Origin of the sequence: Halostagnicola larsenii XH-48, from assembly GCF_000517625.1 — an archaeon.
Classification (GTDB): domain Archaea; phylum Halobacteriota; class Halobacteria; order Halobacteriales; family Natrialbaceae; genus Halostagnicola; species Halostagnicola larsenii.
Window position 1 is genome coordinate 2,495,785 of the sequence record NZ_CP007055.1, and the last position, 22,282, is coordinate 2,518,066.

The 22,282-nt window shown below is 63.1% G+C and carries 23 protein-coding genes; 9 read left to right on the top strand and 14 right to left on the bottom strand.

The annotated features are described in order from the left end of the window. Window positions 1-68: 68 nt before the first annotated feature. The 6 genes from HALLA_RS12595 to HALLA_RS12620 form a co-directional block, all read right to left on the bottom strand. Window positions 69-527 carry a hypothetical protein gene (locus HALLA_RS12595; protein ID WP_049953686.1) on the bottom strand — a complete coding sequence of 153 codons (459 nt, stop codon included), beginning with the start codon at window positions 525-527 and terminating at the stop codon, window positions 69-71. A gap of 112 nt (window positions 528-639) precedes the next feature. Then, window positions 640-2,172 (bottom strand): carboxypeptidase M32, encoded by a 1,533-nt coding sequence (locus HALLA_RS12600; protein WP_049953687.1) that lies wholly within the window; start codon window positions 2,170-2,172, stop codon window positions 640-642. A gap of 75 nt (window positions 2,173-2,247) precedes the next feature. After that, window positions 2,248-2,508 (bottom strand): hypothetical protein, encoded by a 261-nt coding sequence (locus tag HALLA_RS12605; protein ID WP_049953688.1) that lies wholly within the window; start codon window positions 2,506-2,508, stop codon window positions 2,248-2,250. Between the two features lie 67 nt (window positions 2,509-2,575). Next, window positions 2,576-3,007, bottom strand: a complete 432-nt coding sequence (locus tag HALLA_RS12610; RefSeq protein WP_049953689.1) for a universal stress protein — start codon at window positions 3,005-3,007, stop codon at window positions 2,576-2,578. 113 nt (window positions 3,008-3,120) lie between these two features. Continuing rightward, entirely contained in the window at window positions 3,121-4,350 is a 1,230-nt protein-coding gene (locus HALLA_RS12615; RefSeq protein WP_049954118.1) for a M20 family metallopeptidase, read from the bottom strand. Between the two features lie 117 nt (window positions 4,351-4,467). After that, the gene (locus HALLA_RS12620) at window positions 4,468-5,430 is read right to left on the bottom strand and encodes a glycerophosphodiester phosphodiesterase (RefSeq protein ID WP_242406168.1); all 963 of its coding nucleotides are present in this window, start codon (window positions 5,428-5,430) and stop codon (window positions 4,468-4,470) included. Between the two features lie 275 nt (window positions 5,431-5,705). Between HALLA_RS12620 and HALLA_RS12625 the strand changes: the two genes are divergently transcribed. The 4 genes from HALLA_RS12625 to HALLA_RS12640 all read left to right on the top strand — a co-directional run bounded on the left by HALLA_RS12625 (window position 5,706) and on the right by HALLA_RS12640 (window position 10,403). Continuing rightward, complete coding sequence (locus HALLA_RS12625) at window positions 5,706-5,936, top strand: DUF4177 domain-containing protein (protein ID WP_049953691.1); 231 nt, start codon at window positions 5,706-5,708, stop codon at window positions 5,934-5,936. Further along, entirely contained in the window at window positions 5,933-6,943 is a 1,011-nt protein-coding gene (locus tag HALLA_RS12630; RefSeq protein WP_049953692.1) for a hypothetical protein, read from the top strand. The genes HALLA_RS12625 and HALLA_RS12630 overlap by 4 nt, the downstream gene beginning before the upstream one ends. A 736-nt stretch (window positions 6,944-7,679) precedes the next feature. Beyond that, on the top strand, window positions 7,680-9,587 hold the full coding sequence (locus tag HALLA_RS12635) for a PINc/VapC family ATPase (protein ID WP_049953693.1): 1,908 nt from the start codon (window positions 7,680-7,682) through the stop codon (window positions 9,585-9,587). Window positions 9,588-10,130: 543 nt separating this feature from the next. Next, entirely contained in the window at window positions 10,131-10,403 is a 273-nt protein-coding gene (locus HALLA_RS12640; RefSeq protein ID WP_049953694.1) for a HalOD1 output domain-containing protein, read from the top strand. 147 nt (window positions 10,404-10,550) lie between these two features. Here the strand turns inward: HALLA_RS12640 and HALLA_RS12645 are convergent, their stop codons facing one another. Then, entirely contained in the window at window positions 10,551-11,771 is a 1,221-nt protein-coding gene (locus HALLA_RS12645; protein WP_084569011.1) for an outer membrane protein assembly factor BamB family protein, read from the bottom strand. Further along, window positions 11,768-12,823, bottom strand: coding sequence for a M48 family metalloprotease (locus HALLA_RS12650; protein WP_049953696.1), 1,056 nt, complete (start codon window positions 12,821-12,823; stop codon window positions 11,768-11,770). The genes HALLA_RS12645 and HALLA_RS12650 overlap by 4 nt, the downstream gene beginning before the upstream one ends. 227 nt (window positions 12,824-13,050) lie before the next feature. Here HALLA_RS12650 and HALLA_RS12655 point away from each other — a divergent pair, with 227 nt between their 5' ends. After that, entirely contained in the window at window positions 13,051-13,923 is an 873-nt protein-coding gene (locus HALLA_RS12655) for an NAD+ synthase (RefSeq protein WP_242406169.1), read from the top strand. A gap of 22 nt (window positions 13,924-13,945) precedes the next feature. Here HALLA_RS12655 and HALLA_RS12660 read toward each other — a convergent pair whose 3' ends face one another. Further along, window positions 13,946-14,362 carry a hypothetical protein gene (locus HALLA_RS12660; RefSeq protein ID WP_049953698.1) on the bottom strand — a complete coding sequence of 139 codons (417 nt, stop codon included), beginning with the start codon at window positions 14,360-14,362 and terminating at the stop codon, window positions 13,946-13,948. Between the two features lie 61 nt (window positions 14,363-14,423). Further along, on the bottom strand, window positions 14,424-14,720 hold the full coding sequence (locus tag HALLA_RS12665) for a winged helix-turn-helix transcriptional regulator (protein WP_049953699.1): 297 nt from the start codon (window positions 14,718-14,720) through the stop codon (window positions 14,424-14,426). Between the two features lie 367 nt (window positions 14,721-15,087). Here HALLA_RS12665 and HALLA_RS12670 point away from each other — a divergent pair, with 367 nt between their 5' ends. After that, complete coding sequence (locus HALLA_RS12670; protein WP_049953700.1) at window positions 15,088-15,405, top strand: EMC6-like membrane protein; 318 nt, start codon at window positions 15,088-15,090, stop codon at window positions 15,403-15,405. 2 nt (window positions 15,406-15,407) lie between these two features. Further along, window positions 15,408-17,222, top strand: a complete 1,815-nt coding sequence (locus HALLA_RS12675) for a ribosome biogenesis/translation initiation ATPase RLI (protein ID WP_049953701.1) — start codon at window positions 15,408-15,410, stop codon at window positions 17,220-17,222. A 28-nt stretch (window positions 17,223-17,250) separates the two neighbouring features. On the opposite strand, the gene HALLA_RS12680 is transcribed toward HALLA_RS12675, so the two are convergent. The 3 genes from HALLA_RS12680 to HALLA_RS12690 form a co-directional block, all read right to left on the bottom strand. Next, entirely contained in the window at window positions 17,251-18,060 is an 810-nt protein-coding gene (locus tag HALLA_RS12680; protein WP_049953702.1) for a hypothetical protein, read from the bottom strand. Between the two features lie 163 nt (window positions 18,061-18,223). Continuing rightward, window positions 18,224-18,910 carry a class I SAM-dependent methyltransferase gene (locus HALLA_RS12685; protein ID WP_049953703.1) on the bottom strand — a complete coding sequence of 229 codons (687 nt, stop codon included), beginning with the start codon at window positions 18,908-18,910 and terminating at the stop codon, window positions 18,224-18,226. An 86-nt stretch (window positions 18,911-18,996) separates the two neighbouring features. Beyond that, window positions 18,997-19,518 (bottom strand): archaemetzincin family Zn-dependent metalloprotease, encoded by a 522-nt coding sequence (locus HALLA_RS12690; protein ID WP_049953704.1) that lies wholly within the window; start codon window positions 19,516-19,518, stop codon window positions 18,997-18,999. A 39-nt stretch (window positions 19,519-19,557) separates the two neighbouring features. Here HALLA_RS12690 and HALLA_RS12695 point away from each other — a divergent pair, with 39 nt between their 5' ends. Both HALLA_RS12695 and HALLA_RS12700 read left to right on the top strand, forming a co-directional pair. Continuing rightward, window positions 19,558-19,950: a UPF0146 family protein gene (locus HALLA_RS12695; RefSeq protein WP_049953705.1), complete on the top strand. Its 393-nt coding sequence runs from the start codon at window positions 19,558-19,560 to the stop codon at window positions 19,948-19,950. A gap of 64 nt (window positions 19,951-20,014) precedes the next feature. Next, the gene (locus HALLA_RS12700) at window positions 20,015-20,593 is read left to right on the top strand and encodes a metalloprotease family protein (protein ID WP_049953706.1); all 579 of its coding nucleotides are present in this window, start codon (window positions 20,015-20,017) and stop codon (window positions 20,591-20,593) included. A 12-nt stretch (window positions 20,594-20,605) separates the two neighbouring features. Here the strand turns inward: HALLA_RS12700 and HALLA_RS12705 are convergent, their stop codons facing one another. After that, a complete protein-coding gene (locus HALLA_RS12705) occupies window positions 20,606-22,042 on the bottom strand; it encodes an MATE family efflux transporter (protein ID WP_049953707.1) in 1,437 nt (478 codons plus the stop codon). Between the last annotated feature and the right edge of the window lie 240 nt (window positions 22,043-22,282).

The following is a 22,282-nucleotide window of genomic DNA, read 5'->3' on the forward strand; positions in this document are numbered from 1 at the left end:
CAGGCCTAAAAACGAGATCACTCGAGGCTGGCTCGGGGGTTCGAGTCGGCGAGCTCCTGCCCGCTCGCTTACCGCTCGGGAGAGTCCTCTTCGATGTCGAACTCGTCGGTCTCGAGTTCGTCGCCGTCGACGTCGACGGTTCCGTCCTCGATTTCGATGACGACCCCCTCATCCGACGGCTCGCCGCGGCCGAGGACGCTCTTGGCGGCCGATTCGGTTTGCTCGTTGATCGCCCACGCAAAGCGCAGGACCGTCTCGAAGTCGGTGCCGGCGGCGCGACCGACGCCGTCGTTCGCGAGTTCGCCGAGACTCTGTGCGCCCTCCGGATGGAGGTACTGGATCGGGTGATCGTTCGGAACCTCCTGGAGGTCGACATCGAACGACCACAGGTACGGCAGCAACTGGACGGCGTACCCGTGCGGTTTCGGCGCTCGCCGCCCGGCGGCGGTTAGCGCGACTGTCGCGGCCGTACTTTCAGCGCTCGTATCGTAGTAGACCCCCTTGAGGCCCGGAATTGAAACTTTCACGAGCGGATCCTAGGGGCACCTACTCGAGAGTCTATACCCGGCACTGCCAACCCCGTTTTATCGGGGTGGGTACGCCCGGCGATTGCTCGACGGCGACGACTCCGCGGGCGGTCTACTCGAGGTCGTACAGGTCGCCGTACTTCGAGTCGACGTACTCGAGGAAGTACTCGGCCGTGAACGGTTCGCCGGTCGCCGACTCGATCAGGTCGGGCGTGGTGTAGCGTTTCCCGTGCTGGTGGACGTTCTCGCGGAGCCAGCCGTTGAGGTCGTCGAACTCGCCCGCTCGAGTACGCTCGTCGAGATCGCCGAGTTCGTCCTCGGCGGCCGCATACAGTTGCGCTGCGAGAACCGAGCCCAGCGAATACGTCGGGAAGTAGCCAAAGGAGCCGTGACTCCAGTGGATGTCCTGCAGACAACCCTCGGCGTCGGTATCGGGGCGCACGCCGAGGTACTCCTCGTACTTGTCGTTCCAGACCTCGGGAACGTCCTCGACGGCGAGGTCGCCCGAGATCAGGTCCCGCTCGATTTCGAAGCGGATCACGATGTGGAGGTGGTAGGTCAGCTCATCCGCTTCGACGCGGATCAGGTTGTCGTCGTACACCTGATTCGCGGCCTCGTAGGCCTCTCGCGGGGAGACGTCCTCGAGTTCGGGGAACCGCTCTCTGGCGGTCGTCAGGAAGCGGTCCCAGAACGGCCGGGAGCGCCCGACGTGGTTCTCCCAGAGCCGCGACTGGGATTCGTGGACGGTGAGGTCGCGGGCTTCGCCGAGCGGCGTGGCGTACTCCTCGTCGGGGAGTCCGATGGTGTAGTTCGCGTGGCCGAACTCGTGGATGACCGACGTGATCGAACCGAGCAGGTCCTCCTCGTCGAAGCGAGTCGTCACGCGGGCGTCGAACTGCGTTCCCGACGAAAACGGATGCGGAGCCGTATCGAGACGGCCGCGATTCCAGTCGTAGCCGAGCGCGTCGAGGGCGTCGCGGGCCAGCGCCTCCTGATCGTCGTCGTCGAACTGGCCGGCGAAGGCGTCGGTCGCGAGATCCGCGTCGCTTTCGTCGATCGCCTCGATCAGCGGGACGAGGTTATCGCGCAACCGCTCGAGGATTTCCTCTGCGGTCTCGAGGTCCAGATAGGGCTCGTATTCGGCGAACAGCACCTCGTAGGGGTCCGCGTCGGGGTCGATGTGCGCGGCGTACTCGCGTTTGAGGTCGACGAGTTTCTCGAGCGTCGGCGCGAACTGCTCGAAGTCGTCCTCCTTCCGGGCCTGCGTCCACGTCGGGTGCGCGTTCGAGGTCGTCTCCGAAATCTCCTCGACGAGGTCCTGGGGAACGCTCGTCGCCCGGTCGTACGTTCGGCGAACCTCGCGGACGACCGCCCGCTGGTCGCTCGTGAGGTCGTCGCTCGCGGCTTCGAGTTCCTCGAGGAGGTCGCCCGTCTCCTCGTCGGTTAGCAGTTCGTGACTGAGCGAGGACAGCGTTGAGAGCTGTTTCGCCCGCGCCGGCGTCCCCGCTTCGGGCATGATGACTTCCTGATCCCACTGCAGGACGCCCGCGGCGTTACCGATATTCGAAATCCGCTCGACGCGTTCCTCGAGGCGGTCATAGGCCTCGGTCGTATTGATCGCCGTCTGTGTCTGATCTGTTGTCATTGGGACACAGTATGAGCGACTCACCCATCAACGTCCGGGTTCCGGTGGAATCGGGCGAACCGGCACGATTCGTCGTTACTCGTCGATATCGTGCTGATAAATCGCGAGATAGATCGAGCCGATCGCACAGAGGATACCGCCGGCGAAGAGAAACGAGTACGGCGATTCCTCGGGAGCGAGCCACGCGTCGGTCAGCGTCAGGCCGATGAATCCGACGGGAAGCAAGACCAACGCCCCGTTTTGCATGGCCATCGCGACGCGCCAGAGCCACCCCCTCGAGGTCGCCGAACTCGTCGAGTCGTCGAGTCGCTCGCGGTCGGCTCCACTGGCATCCATTGATCGAGTTGACACTCTCGAGGATCGTAAGTCCACCGGAGAGTGATACTCGGGCGTGTCGGACCCTTCAGGCGTCGTGGACGACCACGACCGTCATCGGCGCGGTTCGGACGACGGATTCGGAGACGCTGCCGAACAGGAGTCGGCCGGCCCGTTTGCGGCCGTGGCTGCCGATCACGATCTGGTCGAAGCCGTTTTCGACCGCGTGCTCGACGATCTCCCGGGCCGGTTTTCCCGTTTTGACCGCGGTCTCGATGTCGCGATCGGTATCGGACACCTGCTCGACGGCGTCCTCTAAGAGGGCGTTCGCACGGCTATGTGCTTTTTCGTATCCCGGGAAATCGTCTTCGGAGTTGACGAACGCCATCCAGTAGCCCTCTGGGAGTTCGATCACGTGTAACGCCGTGATCGACGCCTCGGGAAACTCCTCGAGTGCGTACTCAAGCGCGGCACTCGCCTGTGGCGAATCGTCCACCGGGACCAGAACGTTGTCCACCATGCGAGTCACCACCACGGACGGGAGCTTAAACCACCCACCACCACACGCACGGAGGGCGGCCGGTGATACCCCGTTTCAGGTCAGTTCCGAATCAAACGGGGCCGCCGTCGTGCTCACACCCAGCGCTCTGCGAGCCGCCGATACGTCTCGAGACAGCGCTCGAGGACCGGAATCGAGACGCTCTCGGTTTTCGTGTGCGCCTCGCCGGGTTCGGACGCGCCGTAGATCACACACTCCGTCCCGGCCTGCGAGAGCCACCCGGCGTCCGTCGCGTGGGGTTTCGTGACGAGTTCGGGAGCTCCCTGCTGGACGTCGGCGGCGGCCTCGCAGACCGCATCCGCGAACGCGCGATCCGTACACTCCATCGGAGGCAGGTCCTGGTCGACCGTCCACTCGATACCCTCGAGTTCGGTCACCGACTCGAGAGACGCCCGTTCGCCCGGGACTGTTCGCTCGTCGACCGTGATCGTACACGCCTCCGGGACGACGTTCCACGCGGAGCCGCCCTCGATCTCGGTGACGACGAGGCTCCCCGCGAGTCGGTCGCCGGCCACCTCGAGAGACGGCACCTCGAGACCGCGAATCGCATCGACGGCGTCGGCGGCGCGGTAGATCGCGTTCTCGCCGGCTTCGGGTTCGCTCGCGTGGGCGGCGGTGCCCCGAGCCGTGACCGTGCTGGCGCGTCGACCCTTGTGGGCGACGGCGACGTCCGTCACGTCGGGTCCGGAGTAGTTCGTCGAACCCTCGCCGACGACGGCGTGGTCGGGTACGAAGCCGTTTTCGATCGCGTGGCGAGCGCCCGTGCCGCCGACCTCCTCGCCGACGAAACTCGCGAAGACGAGTTCGCCGGGCCGGGTGTCGGAATCGGCGTTTGAACCGGAATGGGTACTCGAACTGGAGTCAGCGCTCGAACCGGAATCCGCGTTCGAACCGGAGTCGGCACTCGAACCGAAATCGCCGATCGAGGGCGACTCGAGGTCGGCGTCCCGAAACGCGATCGCGGCCGCCGCGAGCGTCCCTTTCATATCGGCCGTTCCGCGGCCGTAGAGCCTGCCGTCGCGCTCCTCGACGAGATACTCGCCGTCGTCGATCTGGGACTCGTCCGGCGGGACGACGTCGTGATGACCGACGAACGCGAGCGTCCGCGGGTCGGCCGCTCCGGCCTCCACAGCGCCGGCGGCGTCGCTCGGGCGTCGTCGAGCGATGACGTTGCCGACTTCGTCTCGCGCGACCGTCGCGTCGGTTTCGGTCCGCAGCCACTCCTCGAGCGCGTCGCCCGCCGCGGTCTCGTCCTCGTGGCTCGGGATCGAGACCAGCGTCCGGGTCAGATCGACGACAGACATAGCGGGCGGTACGGGCTCGAACGTGTTCGTTCCACCGAAACCGACACCGAGGAGAGAGCGCATCGACGGCTCGCAAACGTCACCGCCGTCCGTCAGCGGCGTGGCCCCGACGATTCGTCAGTACCGCTCGAGTGCACTCCAGCGGAGAATCTCGGCGTGGTCGAGGATCAAGCCGTCAACGCCCGCTTCGAGGAGTTGGTCGGCCTCGTACCACGTGTTGACCGTCCAGACGTTGACCGGCAAGTCCCTGTCGTGGGCCTCGGCCACGAGATCGATCGACTCGTACGCATCGTCGTCGAAAAACGGCGTCCCGTAGAGCATGTCCATCGGAGGGTTGATCGCAGCAGTGTCGTACTCGTCGGTCACCGCAAGCCCCTTTTCGATCGATTCGGAGAGGAGGTATCCCACCGGGATCTCGGGGGCGATCTCAGTCACGGTTGCGAGGGCACCTTCCCAGAACGTCGTGAACAGGAGTTCGTTCTCGTAGTCGGTCGCAACGTCGACCACCTTCTCGAGCCACTCCCATTGCTCCCGTTCGGCCGCCGGGTCGTCGACTCGGCCGAACTGAACGTCCGAAGACCCTTCCTTGATATCGATATTGACGCCGGTTTCGGTCGGGATCGCGTCTAGCGCTTCGGACAGTGTCGGAACCGTCTGGCCGCTCTCGAGGACCTCCGCCGAGAATACCGTCTCCGCGGGCGTCTCGTAGATCACGCCCGTTGTATCGGTCAGTCCGCTCAGTTCCGTATCGTGAAAGACAGCGAGTTCACCGTCTTCGGTGGGCAACACGTCGAGTTCGATCCAATCCGCCCGCCGTCGGTTGGCCGCATCGTCGGTTCCGCCCTGCGTAGCGAGTTCGAACGCCGCGACGGTGTTTTCGGGATACGTGTCGGCGTACCCGCGATGAGCGATGACCGTCGCGCGATCGGTTCGGCTCGCGCGATTGTCCTCATCGCTTCGAGTCCGGTGGGGGCCCGTCGTCGCGCCAGTCGTCGAAGATGCGGCCGTTCCGCCGACGAGTGCCGCTCCCGTCCCGGCGACGAATCGACGTCGGTTCACCATGCTTGGTCTATTTTGCATACGAGGTTCGTTCATTTGAATCTATATTATTCTTTATAATTTTAATAAATATAAGAGCGTGGTAGTGAATACTGGTATGGAGATCTGACGATGGGAGGGAAAGATACATACTCGAGGATCTCTCGAAACGAGAGAGGCTAGTAGTCGTCTCCCTCTCGAGCGGCGTTGTCGTTCGTACCCGAAATCCGATCCCGTCACGGCTAGTTCGAACAGGAACCCACGAAGCGACGAATACAGGCCCAATCGTTTTCCGTGATTTCGTAGTAGAGAACCCAATGACCTCCGACGAGGAGACGACGTGGGAGTACGAGACGGTTCGGCCGCCTCGAGAGGCCACGAAAGAGGAGGCCACCGATCCGGTGGACGTTCTCAACGAGCGCGGAGACGAGGGCTGGGAATTCGTCGAGACGATCGATTACAGCGGCGGCGGCACGAAGTACCTCGTGTTCAAGCGGCCGAAGCGAACCGACGATGATGACGGACGACGTTCGGGAACGGATCAATGAGCAACGACAAGGTCAGTACGCAAGACACGATGCGCGAGCGGGCCGACGAAAGCCGGCTCAAACTCTGGTTGCTCGTCGGCGCGAACCGACTGCTCGTCACCGCAGTTCTTGCCGCGACGTTCTTCGTCCTCTTCATGCTCGGCGGGGTTTTCGATCCCCCGCTTACGAACTTGCTGCAGCGGCGGGGCGTCATTGAGTCGATGTTTTCCTCGATGATCAGCGCGCTCATCACCGGCGTCACCCTGGTCGTCACCATCAGTCAGCTGATCGTCTCGCAGGAAAACGGCCCGCTCGGCGAGCAACGGACTCGCATGAGCGAGACGATGGATTACCGAGATTACATCAAAGAGATCGTCGGAAAACCCGCACCGGCTGACCCGTCGACGTTTCTCCGAGAGATCGTCGGCGCGACACAGACGCGGGCCGAAGACGTCAGGGAGCGCATCAAATCGACGGAGAACGAGGACCTCGAGCAAGAAGTCGACGAACTGGTCGACAGCATCATCGGCAACTCCGAAACCGTCCAAGAGAAACTCGACGGCGCGACGTTCGGCACCTTCGACGTCGTCTACGCCTCGATGGACTACAACTACGCCTGGAAGATCTTCCAGATCGAGCGGATCGAAGACGAGTACGAAGATGTCCTTGAAGACGAACACCGGGATGCGTTCGACGAGCTGCGCACGTCGCTCGTCATGTTCGGCCCCGCTCGAGAGCACATCAAAACGCTGTATTTCCAGTGGGAACTCATCGACCTCTCGCGGCTGATCCTCTACGCCGCGATTCCGGCGCTGCTCGTCTCGGGGATGATGCTCACGTTCGTCGATATCTTGACGATTGGCGGGACCACGCTCGGGGCGGAAAACCTCCTCTGGGTCGTCGCCATTGCGTATACGTTCACGCTGATACCGTTCCTGATGTTGACCGCGTACGTGCTTCGGATCGCGACGGTCGCGAAGCGAACCCTGGCGATCGGGGCGTTGATATTGCGGGATTCGCAGCGTTAACGGGACTAGTGGGCGGTACAGGACGATCCGTCGCACCGTCGAGAAACGTTCTGCGAACTGTTGCACTCGAGGGCGACGAAGAGGGTGTCATAGAACCCTTCTCGAGGAGTTGGTTTCGAGCAATTCAAAGCGACATACCTACTCAGTAGGGTTGCGTACTGACCGCCGCTATTCTGTCAGAAAAGATTAGTTTTCAGAATCGCGTGCGAGAGACAGCCCATGGCGCGCGCTCGTTGCGAGCCACTGGAACTCTCCGGCTCACTGAGCTTGAACAATCATTCGTGCTATGAACCAAGCCACCGTGCGAGTGCTCCTGCGAGAAGCACCAGTGCACCGGCAATAAACGTACCGGGAACTGGAAGTACGAACAAAATTGCACCAAACGCGAGGACCACTGTTGATGGTTTCATCCAGAAGTGACTACGAGACTCAAACGGTTACCACTTGGGCCTCTCAAACGGGATGGAGCAGAAAGCTGGGGCCGTAGGGGTCTGCTGTACTGATCATTCGTCGGACGCCCTAGAGCGGTGTGAGAACTCTTCTATGACACCCTGCGACGAAGGCTAAAATCGACACGAGCGAGTGTGGTCGAAGAACAACGAAACGACATTTCGCAGTTCGAGACGGGACACCCGCTACCAGCGACTGAAACGGTCCCGAAACACCGCTCGAGCCCACCAACCACCATCCCGCTCGTTGAACACCCTTATTGGCGTCGGCTACCGTAGATTGACACATGAATGTCGTGCCGGACACGAGCGTGGTCATCGACGGCCGCGTCTCGAAGACGATCGAAGACGGGCAGTTCGAGGGAGCGACGGTTTCGATACCCGAAGCCGTCGTCGCGGAACTCGAGGCGCAGGCAAACGACGGCTACGATAGCGGCTGGGACGGCCTCTCGGAACTCAAACGGCTGGCCGATCTCGCCGATGACGGCGTCGTCAACGTGGAGTACGTCGGCGAACGGCCAAGCGCCATGGAACGCGGCCACGCATCCGAAGGGGAAATCGACGCCCTGATCCGGGATCTGGCTGAGGATCTCGAGGCCACGTTCATCACGAGCGACATCGTACAGGCCGAGGTCGCGCGGGCGAAAGGCCTCGAGGTCGAGTACGTCTCGCCGGAGGTCCGAGAAGTCGGCACCCTCACCGTCGAGGACTACTTCGACGAGGAGACGATGAGCGTCCACCTCAAGACGGATACGGTGCCGATGGCCAAACGCGGCGCGCTCGGCGAGATGCGCTACGAGGAAATCGCCGACGAACCGCTCGACGAGGCGACGATGGACGAGTACGCCCGCGAGGTCGTCGACGGAGCCAAGGAGTCGAGCGACGGATTCATCGAACTGAAGGAACCGGGCATGCAGATCGTCCAGTTTCGGGACTTCCGGATCGCCATCGCCCGACCGCCCTTTTCGGACGGCATCGAGATCACCGCGGTTCGCCCGATCGCACAGACCGACATCGAAGACTACGAGCACGCCGACGAGTTGAAGGATCGACTGCTCGAGCGCCAGCGCGGCGTCCTCATCTCCGGCGCGCCGGGGGCGGGGAAGTCCACGTTCGCGCAGGCGGTCGCCCGATACATCTCGGACAACGACTACTCGGTGAAGACGATGGAGAAGCCGCGGGACCTGCAGGTCGGTCCCGAGATCACCCAGTACACGGAACTGGGCGGTCAGATGGAAAAGACCGCCGACGCCCTGTTGATGGTTCGGCCCGACTACACCATCTACGACGAGGTGCGCAAGACCAACGACTTCGAGGTGTTCGCGGACATGCGACTCGCCGGCGTCGGCATGCTCGGCGTCGTCCACGCCACGCGGCCGATCGACGCCCTCCAGCGGCTCATCGGCCGGGTCGAACTCGGAATGATCCCGCAGGTCGTCGACACGGTCGTCTACATCGAGGCCGGGGAAGTCGCGAAGGTCTACGACGTCCGGACGGAAGTCAAGGTCCCCGCGGGACTCACCGAGGAGGACCTCGCCCGACCGGTGATCCAGGTCACGGAGTTCGAAACCGGCGTTCCGGAGTACGAAATCTACACCTTCAACCGGCAGGTCGTCACCGTCCCGCTCGACGGGGACGAGGACGGCGGGCCGGGTTCGGAATCCGGCGTCGACCGCATCGCCAAACAGGAGATCGAACGGGAGATTCGCTCGATCGCCCACGGCTACGTCGACGTCCAGCTCAAGGGCCAGGACCGCGCGGTCGTCTACGTCACCGACGACGACATCTCGAGCGTCATCGGGAAAGGCGGCGGCCGGATCAACGACGTCGAGAACCGACTCGGCATCGACATCGACGTTCGGACCCACGACGAGAACCCCCACTCCGGGGCGGGCGGTGCGAGTGGCGGAACCCAGCATGCCGGTGGGAACGGCCACGCGGGCGGGAACAGCGGATCGGGCGGCGGCCAATCCGCCGGGCAGATCGTCCAGCCCGAGATCACCTCGAGACACATCGTCGTCCCGGTCGACGGCCACCAGAGCGAGACCGTCGAGGTGCAGGCAAACGGCGAGTACCTGTTCACGGCGACGGTGAGCCGCGGCGGCGAGATACAGGTCTCTCGAGGGAGCGCGATTGCGGACGAGTTAGAGCAGGCGATCGACCAGAAAGACCCGATCACGGTTGTTCCCTCCTAAGTAGCTCCCCGCGAGCGAACGGAGTGAGTGAGCGGCTTTTTTAGCGTAGATTTTTTGGAGGAGGGTGACCCCGAAGGGGAACCCGACGAGAAAAAAGGTACGTGTGCGAGATACAGGTCTCTCGAGGGAGCGCGATTGCGGACGAGTTAGAGCAGGCAATCGACCAGAAAGACCCGATTACGGTCGTTCCCTCCTAAGTAGTTCTTCCGCGAGTGAGCAGAGCGAACGAGCGGCCTTTATGCCGTGGAAATCGGTCGGGACTAAGATTCTGCCGACTGGTTAACAGCGTTTTCGACCGTGGACAGAGAGCAGTACAGTAGGAAATGGGAGAACAGACGAGAAAAACGGGATTTCCATGAAACACCAGTTGATCGCACGAGTATGCGTGTAGAATAGTTCATTAATACTGCAAGAGATACAAGTGATGTTTTCATCTACAGTAGCAAGTCATTAATTCGTCACAAGTATCTGGATAGAAGGTTTTAATATTCAATTTATATAGACCAAGACCTATACCGGGAGTTCACATTAACAAGTGACACGATGGCAGACCAAACTGATGCCGAAGTCATTCGTCGAGAGTTGGATACAGAAGGCGAGACACCAACCGTACAGATCGTAGAAATTGTGGCCAATCTCGAGGGGACCGATCAAAGCGAACTGCCACCGATGTACAATTGTATAGATGGCGTCCTCAAAAACCTCTTTTCCGATCCACCTGCACCTGAAGCACAGATGAGGATCGAATTTAGCTACAAAACGTATCGAATCACCGTCAATCAGGATGGAACAGCGAAGTTTGTAAAGACAGAATAGAGACGACGAACGAGCGCTCTCGATAACCACACGTCGTAATCGTTTTTTCAGATTCGAGCGTATGAGTATTTCGAGACGAGAAACTGCTTCGAACCATGGAAGTTCTCGAGAAGCATCTACTGCACACTCGAGCGGACGAATACCCACTCACAGAACCGTCAACCGCCGGCCGGACGTTTTGCGGAACCCGTACATGCTGTCATCGGCGAGGACGACCAGCCGATCCTCGAGCGAGAACAGGTCGCCGGAGCACCCGGGTTCGGTGGGCACCGAAGCGGTCCAGGACACCGTCCCGTCGCGGTCGATGGCGAACAGGCCACAGTCGTCCATCTCCGGAGTCATCCCGCGAGCGTAGAGCCGCTCGGTGTCGGCCGCGAGATCTCCCTGAATCTCGTACCCCTCGAGCGTCCAGCGGTGTTCGCCGCTCGAGCAGTCGACCGCCCGAATCGTTCCGTCGGCGACGCGGTACGCACGATCCTCGACGATGAGGGGGGCGCCCCCCGCGTGATCGAGCGAAAGCCTGCCGCGCCGGGTGTCGTCGGTCTCGATGAGCCACAGTTCGTCCTCGCCACTTTCGGTTTCGATGCCGAGCACCGCGACCGATACCGAGGTCTCGAGCCAGTGGGGCGTCGACGGGAGCGAGCGCGAGACCGTTCGGGTCCCCTCCGAGTCATAGCTCAGCAGTGTGGGATCGCTCCCGCCGGCGATCCAGACGTGATCGGCACTAACCGCTACGGCGTCGATGTCGTTGATGGGGGCGTCCTCGAGGTCGATCGAGAACAGTTCCTCGCCATCGGCCGGCGCGAACGCGACCACGCCCGCTTCGTGAAGGCCGACGGCGAGGGACGATGAGGCCCGGAACCTGAGCGCGGGGCCGTCCCACTCGGTCGTCCAGACGGTGTCCGGATCGTCGCTGCTCTGGCTCGTGACGCTCTCCGCGCCGTCGTCCGCCTCGGAAGGGGCGGGCTCGAGCGCGACCACGGTTTCGTTCTCGAGCGCGCAGACGACCCGCCCGTCCGCGACGGCAGGGAGACCGGTATACTGACTGTCGGTCACACCCTCCCAGACCATCGACCCGCTCGAGTCGTAGGCCGCTACCTCGGCGTCGTCGAGTTCGACGAATCCGGCGCCGCCGACATCGATCCCCTGCCCGCTCCGATTGCGAATTCGATACAGCAGGCGTCGATCGGACCGCCACAGGGAATCCCCCGAGTTCGCGCCCGGACCGATGCTGGTGGGGAGTGACTCCTCCCAGACGAACTCCCCGCCGCCGGGCTGGTAGCCACAGCCGGCGACGAGGGCCGACGCCCCGGTCGCGAGCGCGCCCAGCACCTGTCGGCGCGACCGCCGCGGCCGGTCGCCAGTCACGCACCCACCCCCTCGCGCTCTAGGTCTCGGAGGTGCTCGAGGCGCTCGGCCGTCGGCGGGTGCGTATCCGGAAAGATGTCGGTGCTGATCAGCTCCGCCGAACTGAACGCGCGGGACTCGAGCGGGGCGAGATAGAGCGCTTCGACGCCGCCGTCGAGGGCGCGAAGGTCCTCGTCCGGCACCTCGGGCATCGCCCCGTCGATCTTCTCGAGCGCGCTCGCGAGGGCGGCCGGAGAGCCGGTGATCGTCGCCGCGGCCCGATCGGCAGCGTGCTCGCGATACCGCGAGAGGAGCCGATAGAGCAACACGCTCGCGAACCAGAACATCGCCGAAACGGCGAGCGTGAGGACCGTCGTGACGACGATGACGACGATAGCGACGAGAAGCGCACGCCCGTCGCGGTCCCCGCCCGACGACCCGCCGCCGGATCCGAGTATCCGGACGAACCAGTACAGGATGGTGAACGCGATGATCGCGAGGTAGTAGGTGATCGTCGGCAAGAGCCACGCCGTCGTCATCACCCTCGCGTCGTGATTCGCGAGGTGTGCGAGTTCGTGGGCCAGCGTCGCCTCGAGTTCGTCCTCCGAAAGGAGTTCGAGCAGTCCGGTCGTGACGACGACGGCTTCGGTGTTACCCCCGGCGACCGCGAAGGCGTTCGGAACCTCGCTGTCGATCACCGCAACGTCCGGTTTCGGAACGTCCGCCTGGGCCGCGAGGCGGGTGACCATCGCGTGTACCGTCGGATACGATTCCGCGTCGACCCGGTTCGCGCCGACCGAGCCGAGCACAGCGCTGGGCCCGTACAGATACTGGATGACGAGTCCGCCGAGAATAACGACGACCAACAGGAGCGGGTCGACGTAGAACTCGCCGGTGTACGGGCGTTCGTTGGCCCACTCGAGCAACGCGATGCCGACGGTATTCAGGAGAAAGACGAACGTGTAGACGAACGCGAACGGGAGGACGACGATGAAAAATAGCGCCAGCGCCGTCCGCAAGCGTAGCTCGCGGTCCGATTCGAGGGCGACCGAGGCGGCGAGTCGGGAGGACATGGGAGGGCGGTTAGTATCGTAGCAGATACTGGGACCGTCCGGAAAATAAACCTGTCTGTTGAATACCAAAAAGGTGCTCGAGCGAGCGCAGCGACTCGAGCGAACCGAGTGAGGGCCGTACCCCCTTTCTCGCTACTAGTTGTTTAAGGTACACTCCTTTATACGAGTAGCATCTCGAATCAGTCATCAAATGACGGGCTACGTGCTGCGCTGCAGCGGTGAACTGCGTGACCACTGACGACGCCGACGTCGCGTCGGAAGGGGGGCCGTTCCTGACAGACCGAGATAATTTGGCCGCGGTACGCGAACGGGTAACGTCGTACGTCGAATCGCTGGTTACCGACGCGAACGCCGACGGCGTCGTCGTCGCAATGAGCGGTGGCGTCGACTCCACGCTGACCGCGACGCTGGCCACCGACGCGGTCGGGAGCGAGAACGTCCTCGCGCTCGGATTACCCTACCACAAGACCGAACAGGCCGGGATGACCGACGCTCGAGCGGTCGCCGAGACCCTCGGGATCGAGTTTCGAGAGATCCACCTCCGGTCGCTGATCGACGCCTTCGACGAGACGATCTCGCCGGCGCTCGAGCCGGACACGGAGTCGATGTCCCGGCCGAACCAGCGAAATCACGCGCTCGGGAACGTCGCGGCCCGAATGCGGATGGTCGCGCTGTACTACGCGGCCAATCGCCAGTCGCGGATCGTCCTGGGGACGGCAAACCGCTCCGAGTCGATGTTAGGGTACTTCACGAAGTACGGCGACGGGGCCGCCGACTGTTATCCGATCGGCGACCTCTACAAGACCGAAGTTCGGGCGCTGGCGGACTATCTCGACGTCCCCGATCGAATCATCGACAAAGAGCCGACGGCGGGATTTTACGTCGGTCAGACCGACGCGGACGAACTCGGGGCCCCCTACGCCGTCATCGATCCGCTTCTCGAGCGGGTCGTCGACCGAGGTCAGTCGCTCGAGGCCGCCGCCGATGAAATGGGGATCGACCGGGAGACCGCACGGGCGGTGCTGGCAATGTACGACTCGTCCGAACACAAGCGGACCGTTCCCCCGACGCCCGGTATCGGCGATAGAAATCGGGTATAACGCGAACGTGCTCGCGGTCCGACTACCTCGAGTCGTCGTCAGTCCGGTACAGCCCGGTGTTTCGCCAGTAGAACATTCCCCACGCGGTGGCGAAACCTGCGATCATCCCGATCAATTCGCGGAACAACTGGCCCAGTCCGGCCTCGAGCGTCACCGCGATGGCGAACGCGGCGGCGATAATCGTAGCCAGCACGACGAAAAACACATCGCCGAAGTAACTGGCTCCCGACTGGTCCCAGTAGTCAGCGCGGTCGTCCTCGTACCAGACGCTGACGTAGATGACGACCAGCGACATCCCGACGATGAGCGTCACGACGAAGTACTCCGGCGGCAGTCCGGCCGGTCCGAGGACGAGCACGTTGAGCACCTGCGAAAGCAGCGCCATCGCGAACAACCCGAGTAACAGCCAACCCCACTGCGGAAGTCGCTCCTTGTCCATACTCGAAAACCCCACCGCCGGAAAATAATCCTGCCGTTCCGCCGATTACGACCGAACGCGATTATTCGGCACAGCAGGCGTCTTTCTCCGCGGGAGCTTCATCGACGCCGTTGCCGTCGGCCGCGACCGGTTCCTCGATCCGATAGAGACTCTGGCGCGCATCGGCGAAGTAGATGTCCTCGTCGACGATTCCGATGTCCTCGAGTCGCTCGAGGGCGTAGCGGACCGTCCGGGCAGAGAGCATCGACTCCTGAACGATCTGTTTCTGGGTCAACGGACCATCGTACTCGAGCACCTTGAAGACGAGTTTGGCGCTCGGCGGCAGATCTTCGATTTCCTCTCCGTCGGTCTCTTCCATACTACGAATCGAAAACTCCCAGAAGCATAAAAGTTGAGCCTTACTCCAGTTAGTCGAGCGTAAGTATTCGATGCGTTTGGCAGGAAAAATACCGCTGTGGATAGTTACGAGCGAGAATTCGACCTAATTGACCGGTCAGTCAGGACGCTGCAGAAAGAGCTTTCGGCCGTGCGAACGAATTGTAACGGGTCGAAATCGAGCGAGGGAGACAGCGCGAGTGCTCGTTCACGTGGCCACGCTCACCACAAACGACAGGTAGTACGTTTGGAGACAAATAGGGTCCGAAACAGCAGGCACCACTCGAGGTCATAGCGCCCGTTCCAGCCAATGCGAACGGCTTTTCACCGACGGCGACAGAGTGCGACACATGTCGACGGAATCGATTAGCGACCGATACGAGCACATACGCTCTGTCAGCGTGACGGCGCTGTCAGCGCTGCTCGGGGTCGCAGCCGCGTTCGTCTGTCTCTCGATTTACGGGACCGGCGAGGTCGGCGCGCAAAATCAGGAGGCGCTGTTGATCGTCCTCGGCGCGATCGTTATTCAGTTCCCGATCATCAAGCTATCTGGAATCTATAACGACGACGAGTTCGGGGTCAAACACTACCTGTTCATCGCGTTCATGACCTTCTCGCTGTGGTTCGTGACGTGGGGAATCTTGCTCACGACGGGGGCAACGATCTAACGATGGCAGACGATAGCATCGCCGTCGTAGACCTCGACCGATGCCAGCCGGATCGGTGTAACTACGAGTGTAAGAACTACTGTCCGCCGAATCGAACGGGCAAGGAGTGTATCACCCTTCGCGGCGAGGAAGCCGATCAGGGCCAGCCCGAGCAGATTCGCATCTCCGAAGAGATCTGTCTGGGAGAGACCTGCGGGATCTGCGTCGAAAAGTGTCCCTTCGACGCCATCGAGATCATCAACCTCCCCCAGGAACTCGAGGACGATCCGGTCCACCGCTACGGCGAGAACGCCTTTTCGCTCTACGGGCTTCCCGCCCCACAGGAGGGACAGGTAACCGGAATCCTCGGCCCGAACGGAATCGGGAAAACGACCGCCGTCCGGATCCTCGCGGGCGAACTCGAGCCCAATCTCGGCCGGTACGACGAATCGCCCGGCTGGGAGGAAGTGCTCGACGCCTACCGCGGCACCGAACTTCAGGACTACATCGCGGACGTCCGCGACGGCAACGTGACCGTCTCGAGAAAGCCCCAGTACGTCGATCAGATCCCCCAGCAGTTCGACGGCAACACGCGGGAACTGCTCGAGCGAACCGACGAACGCGGCGCGCTCGACTCGCTCGTCGAACGGCTCTCCATCGGCCCGGTGATGGACCAGTCCATCGACGACCTCTCGGGCGGCGAGCTCCAGCGCGTGGCCATCGCGGCGACGCTCGCTCGCGACACCGACTTCTATTTCCTCGACGAGGTGACGCCTTATCTCGACATCGGCCAGCGAGTGACCGCCGCGCGGCTCACCCGCGAACTCGCCGAAGAGGAGGGCAAATCCGTCCTGGTCGTCGAACACGACCTCGCGATTTTGGACCTGCTCTGTGACACCCTCCACGTCGCCTACGGTGAACCCGGGGCCTACGGTGTCATCACGACGCCCAAATCCGTCCGCAACGGGATCAACGAGTACCTCTCGGGCTACCTCGAGAACGAGAACATGCGGATTCGGCCGAGCCAGATCGAGTTCGAAGAACACGCGCCGCGGAACGCGACCCACCGCGACACCCTCGTCGAGTATCTGGACATGACGAAGTCCTACGGCGACGGCGAGTTCGAACTCGCGGTCGAGGGCGGCGAGATCATGGAAGGCGAAGTGCTTGGCATCGTCGGCCCGAACGGCATCGGGAAGTCGACGTTCGCCCAGTTGCTCACCGGCGACCTCGAGCCGACGACGGGCGAAACCGATCTGGATCTCGACATCTCCTACAAGCCCCAGTACGTCACAATCGACCAGCACATGCGCGTCGACGTGTTCCTCTCGTCGATCACCGACCAGTTCGGCTCCTCACATTGGAACACCGAAATCGCCCAGCCGCTGCAACTCGAGCGGATCATGGAACAGAACCTCTCGGACCTCTCGGGTGGCGAACGCCAGCGCGTGGCCATCGCGGCCTGTCTCTCCGACTCCGCGGATCTGTACTTACTCGACGAGCCATCGGCACACCTAGACGTCGAACAGCGGGTGCAGGCGACGAGCGCGATCCGACGCCACGCCGAGATGCACGACGCCACCGTGCTCGTGATCGACCACGACACCTATGTGATCGACCTGCTCGCCGACCGCCTGATGGTCTTCGACGGCGAACCCGCCATCGAGGGTCGCGCCGGGACGCCACAGCCGATGCGCGAGGGGATGAACGACTTCCTCGAGAACCTCGAGATCACGTTCCGTCGGGACGAGCGGACCTCGCGACCGCGGATCAACAAACCGGATTCGCAGTTAGATCGCGAGCAGAAACGCGAAGGCGAGTACTACTACTCGGTCTGATCGCGACGCGACTCGAGCGAACCGCGGCTTATTCTCCGTTACCATCCAGCGAGTACGCGACGAGAACCCCGACCAGCGCGAGAATAACGCCCGGCAACGCATACGCGATCATCGCGCTCGAGACGGCAATTCCTCCCGTCGCACCGAACACCGCTCCGGCGACGGCCGCGAGGACGCCGGCGAGAACGAGACCCAGAGCGATTGAGACGCTCAGGGCGTCGAACCCGTCGTCCTCGATCGGGTCGGGGCGTTCCAGCGGGTCGACGAGCCGCCACGTCGGTCCCGTTTCCGTCCGCTCGAAGCGCCCGCCCAGCGAGGCCTCGAGCAGCGAGTTCACCGTCCGGCCCGCGGCTCGAGCGGCGGTCGCCCGGAGCCCGTCCCACTCGTCGGCGTCGTTCTCGAGGTCCGCTCGCGTGACGAACACCGATTCGCCGACGAGGTGGCCGACGGAGGCGGCGTCGTAGCCGACGTCTTCGACGATCCGAGCCAGCAGAAATTCGTCAGACCACGGAATCGGCTTCTCGAGCGCGAACGAAGTCGTCCGGCCGTGGGGAAGCGCGACCTCGAGACGTACCGTCGTCTCGTCGACCGTCTCGAGGTCGGTAACGCGTCCCTCAACGTAGCCCTCCGGCGTCGACATGACGTCGATGCGCCCGAGTTCGTCCTCGAGGTCGCGCGGCTGGACACCGTCGCGGTCCTCGAGCGGATTCGGGTCGGTGCTCCACGGGGCGGTCTCGAACTCACCCTCGGACGAAATCCCGTCGTCCGGCGACTCGTCGGCCGAACGGTCGTCGTTGGTTTCGACGTCGATTTCGATCTCGCGCTCGTCGTCGGTCACCGTCGCTCACCCCCGAAACGTCCGCTACTCGGGGCCGGATCGGCCGTCCCGTTCCGCAAGAAGGTGGCGAGTATCACGGCACTGGTCTTGGGCGGCCGTACGAGACTGGCGCCTAAATCGTTGTTCCCGTCGATGATACGCGGAGCCGGTCGGCCTGACTGAACTATTCGAGCGTGGCGCGAACGACGCCGAACAACCCGTCGCCGTGTTCTGATCGAACGCGGTCGGTCGCCGTCGACCCGTCCTCGAGTTTGTCGTCGTCCGACTTCTCGAACACCGTCTGAAGCCGCTCACGAACGACGAATCCGGCGTCCTCGAGCGAATCGCAGACCTCCTCGCCGGTGACGAACCGCGCGTCCGCGTAGAACGGACTCTCGTCTTTGGTTTCCTGATAGTCCTGTCCGAGCGGGCTCGAGCGGTCGAGAAACGCGACGACGAGGTCCCCGTCGGCGGCGAGCACGCGGCGGGTTTCCGCGAGCGCCCGCTCGATATCGTCGAGGAAACACCAGACGGTGACGAACAGCACCCGATCGAGCGCGTCGTTACGCACGGGGAGGTGTTCGGCGACGCCTCGGACTGGTGCGACGCCCCGTTTTCGCGCTTCGGAAAGCGGGTTCGCCGCGGGATCGATCCCGACCGGAATCTCGAGCGGGCCGGCAAAGCGCCCGGTGCCGACGCCGACCTCGAGCGCGGCGGGGACGATAATGTCGTCTTCGTCGTCTGTAGAAGCGATATTCTCGGGGAACAGGCGCTCGAGGGCGGCCAGTTCAGCCCGATAGGCGTCGGAGTTCGAGTCGAACCACTCGTCGTACTCGTCGGTGAGCGTTTCGAAGGGGGCGGTGGTGGGCATTGATTCGAATGACGTGTGCCAGTAAAGAAAAGCTAGGTGCTCGAACAATGCGGTGCGCGAGCGGCGGATCGGCGGCGGTACGAGCCCTAGCTGATCAGCCGTTGACAGCTCCCACAGAGGTTCTCCTCTTTGATGTCGACCTCTCGAACCGTCGGGGAGAAGTTCATCACGCAGCGGTTGTTGTCGCAGTGTTCGAGCCCGTAGGTGTGACCGATCTCGTGGACGATTTCCTTTCGGACGCGGTCCTGGAAGATATCGGCGGCGCTCTTGTTCGAGAAGCCGCCGTCCGAGGACGTCTGCAGGCGATAGGTCGAGACGACGCTGCCGCTGCCGTCGAGGTACGCGAGTCCGAAGACGTAGTTTCGGCGTCGGTAGAACAGATCGTGCGGCGTGATGGCGATATTCTTTTCGCCCCGGCCGGCCCGTTCTGCAAGTTGGATAAACGCCTCCGCAGAGTACTGGTTTCGGCCGTCATCGTAGGCGCCGCTCGGAATCGACTGCGAATCGGTGATCGATACCTCGCAGTCGTAGACAGAGCGCAACGCTGTAGAGGCCGCCCGCTTGACCTCAGCGGAGACCGACCCCACCGGAACGATATCGACGAGCATGAAAACGACTATGGCCGCAGGTGCCATAAACGTCCCGCCATGGCACACTCTCGTCGGAATACAGAGGCAATCCGCGATTACCTCTCGGACGCGGACCGGGTGGTCGAGGTGGGGATCGGCCGCCGAACCGATCTGGCGAGCGCGCTGGCGAAATCGGGGATTTCCGTCGTCGCAACCGACGTCCACGAGCGGACCGTTCCCGACGCCGTGACGTTCGTTCGCGACGACATCGTCGAGCCGGACGCCAGCGTCTACGAGAAGGCTGACGCGCTCGTCGCACAGAACCTGCCGCCGGAACTCCACCGGCCGACGCTCGCGGTCGCTCGAGCGGTCGACGCAACCTTCGTGTTCACGACGCTCGGGGGCGACCAGCCGGCCGTACCGGTCGAGCGGAAGACGATTCCGGGCGGAACGCTGTTCGTCGCGAACTGAACCGAACGAGAGATTCATAACGCCGATCCAGAACACTTAGCACGACGTATTCACGTTCTGAAGTATGCTCGCGTTCATCGGCTTTTTCTTCAGTCTGCTCACGATTCCTGGCGTCGTCGTCCACGAGTTCGCCCACAAGAAAGCCTGCGACTTGATGGGGGTTCCCGTCGTCGACGTCGCGTACTTTCGGCTCGGAACGCCCGCAGGCTACGTCCAACACCGCGAACCCGATCGCTACCGACAGTCGTTCGTCGTCAGCATTGCCCCCTTCCTACTCAACACGGTGCTCGCGTTCTGTCTGTTCGTCGCGCTCGCCATCGTCGTCCGCTCGAGCGGCGTCCTCGAGGGCGGCGTCGGTCTCGAGACGGCGCTACCGGGCGAGGAAATCGTCGCAGCCGTGGTCGTGTTGGGCTGGCTCGGCTTCGCCATCGGCTCGCAGGCGTTTCCGAGTACGGGCGACGCGAGGACGCTGTGGAAGCGTTCGCAATCTGAGTGGCGGCGCTCGCCGGCCGTACTTCTGGGAATCCCGTTCGTGATCGCCATCTACGTCGCGAACCTGCTCTCGTGGTTTTTCCTCGATACGCTCTACGCGCTCGGACTGTTGGTCCTCGCAGTGCAGTTCGCGCTGGCGCTCGGATTCTAATTGATGCGCCCGTCAGTCCGCATCGGTTGCCGAGTCGGGACGATACCGCCGGCTCACGGCCTTCCAGTGGCCCGTCCGAAAGAGCCAGTAGTTGATCCCGCCCGGCACGAACGTCTCGAGTAAGAACGCGAGATAGAGCGCCGAGATTCCGAGCGGCGTCACCAGCCCCAGCGCCGCGGCGGGGAGCGCGCAGGCGTACCTCCCGATCAGCGAGGAGACGAACGGCCAGCGAGTCGCGCCGGCGCCTAACAGCGCCCCGGCCGCACCGCCGTCGATCCCGAATCCGATCGCACTGATCGCGCCGATCGCGACGAAGGTGCTGGCCTGACCGACCTCCTCGGGACTGGTCACGAACACGCTGGCGATCGGATCGGCGAACACCAGGACGATCGCGGCCGCGCCGACGTAGAGCAGCGTCGACAGCCGGATGATCGCCTCGCCGTAGGCCTCGGCCTCGTCCTCGTCGTTCGCGCCGAGGTGCTGGCCGACAAGCGAACTCGAGGCCAGGGACATCCCCCAGTTGATGCTGTTGATCAGGCCGCGGACGCGTCTGCCGACCTCGTAGGCGGTGACGACGACCGGGCCGAACGCCGCGGTGATCCACAAAAGCGGGAAGACGACGACCCCCTGTGCGAGTCGGCGGCCGATCTCCGGCAGCGAGACCTCCATCAGTTGGCGGACGATACTCGCGTCGAACAGCGGCCCCGTCCGGGTCAGGGGGACGGGACTCGGTTCCATCCCCAGCGCCCCGTAGTTCCGTCCGAACATCCCCCACGCGAGCACGACGGTGACGAATCCCGTCGAGAGCGTGGTTCCGATCGCCGCGCCGGCGACGCCTGTATCGAACCCGAAGATAAAGAGCGCGCTGAGGACAACGTTGAGAACCGCGCCGCCGCCGCGGGCCATCATCTCCGTGAACGTGTCGCCGATCCCGGTGTACGTTCGGCTGGCGATGAGATTGAGCATCTCGAAGAGAACTGCCGGCGTGACGAAGGTAAGATAGACGCTCCCGTGACGGATCGAATCCGGATTGGAACCGAGGAGGTCGATCAACGGCTCCGTAAAGAGGGTGAAGATGGCCATGAGCGGCAACGCGAACGCGATGGCAACCAAAACGCTCTGTTTGACCACGACCGAGGCGCGATCGGTCTGCTCGCCGCCGTAATTCTGGGAGACGAGAGTAACGGTCCCTCCGGCGAGGCCCAGTCCGAGCATGGTAACGACCTCCCAGTAGGCCAGCGCGAACGCGAGCCCGGCGGTCCCCGTCGTGCCGACGGCGATTCCGACCATCGCTAGGTCTGCCGTCTGCTTGGACATGATCGCGAAGCCGGTTCCGATCCGGGGCAACGCGAGTTCCATCGTCGGACGGAACCGCTCGGCGGAGATGATGCCGAGGCGCTCGAGTCCCCCGGCGACGGTATCGACGACACTCCCCTGTCCCCCGCTCATTGGAAGACTGTTGCGGAGACGCCGACTTCCATCTGCTGGTTCGACGCGAGCCGACGGTGGCGAACGGAGCCGACGAAGCCGAGCGTGTCGCCGGACAAATTCGGCGCGTTTTATCACCTCGAGCCCGTGTCCCGAAGTATGACTGCAGACGAGAGCACGGACGAAGACGACGGCGGTGGGCCCGCGAGTGGAGACGACAGTATGGCCGCCGGTGAGGACGACCGTGTGACCACAAGCGAA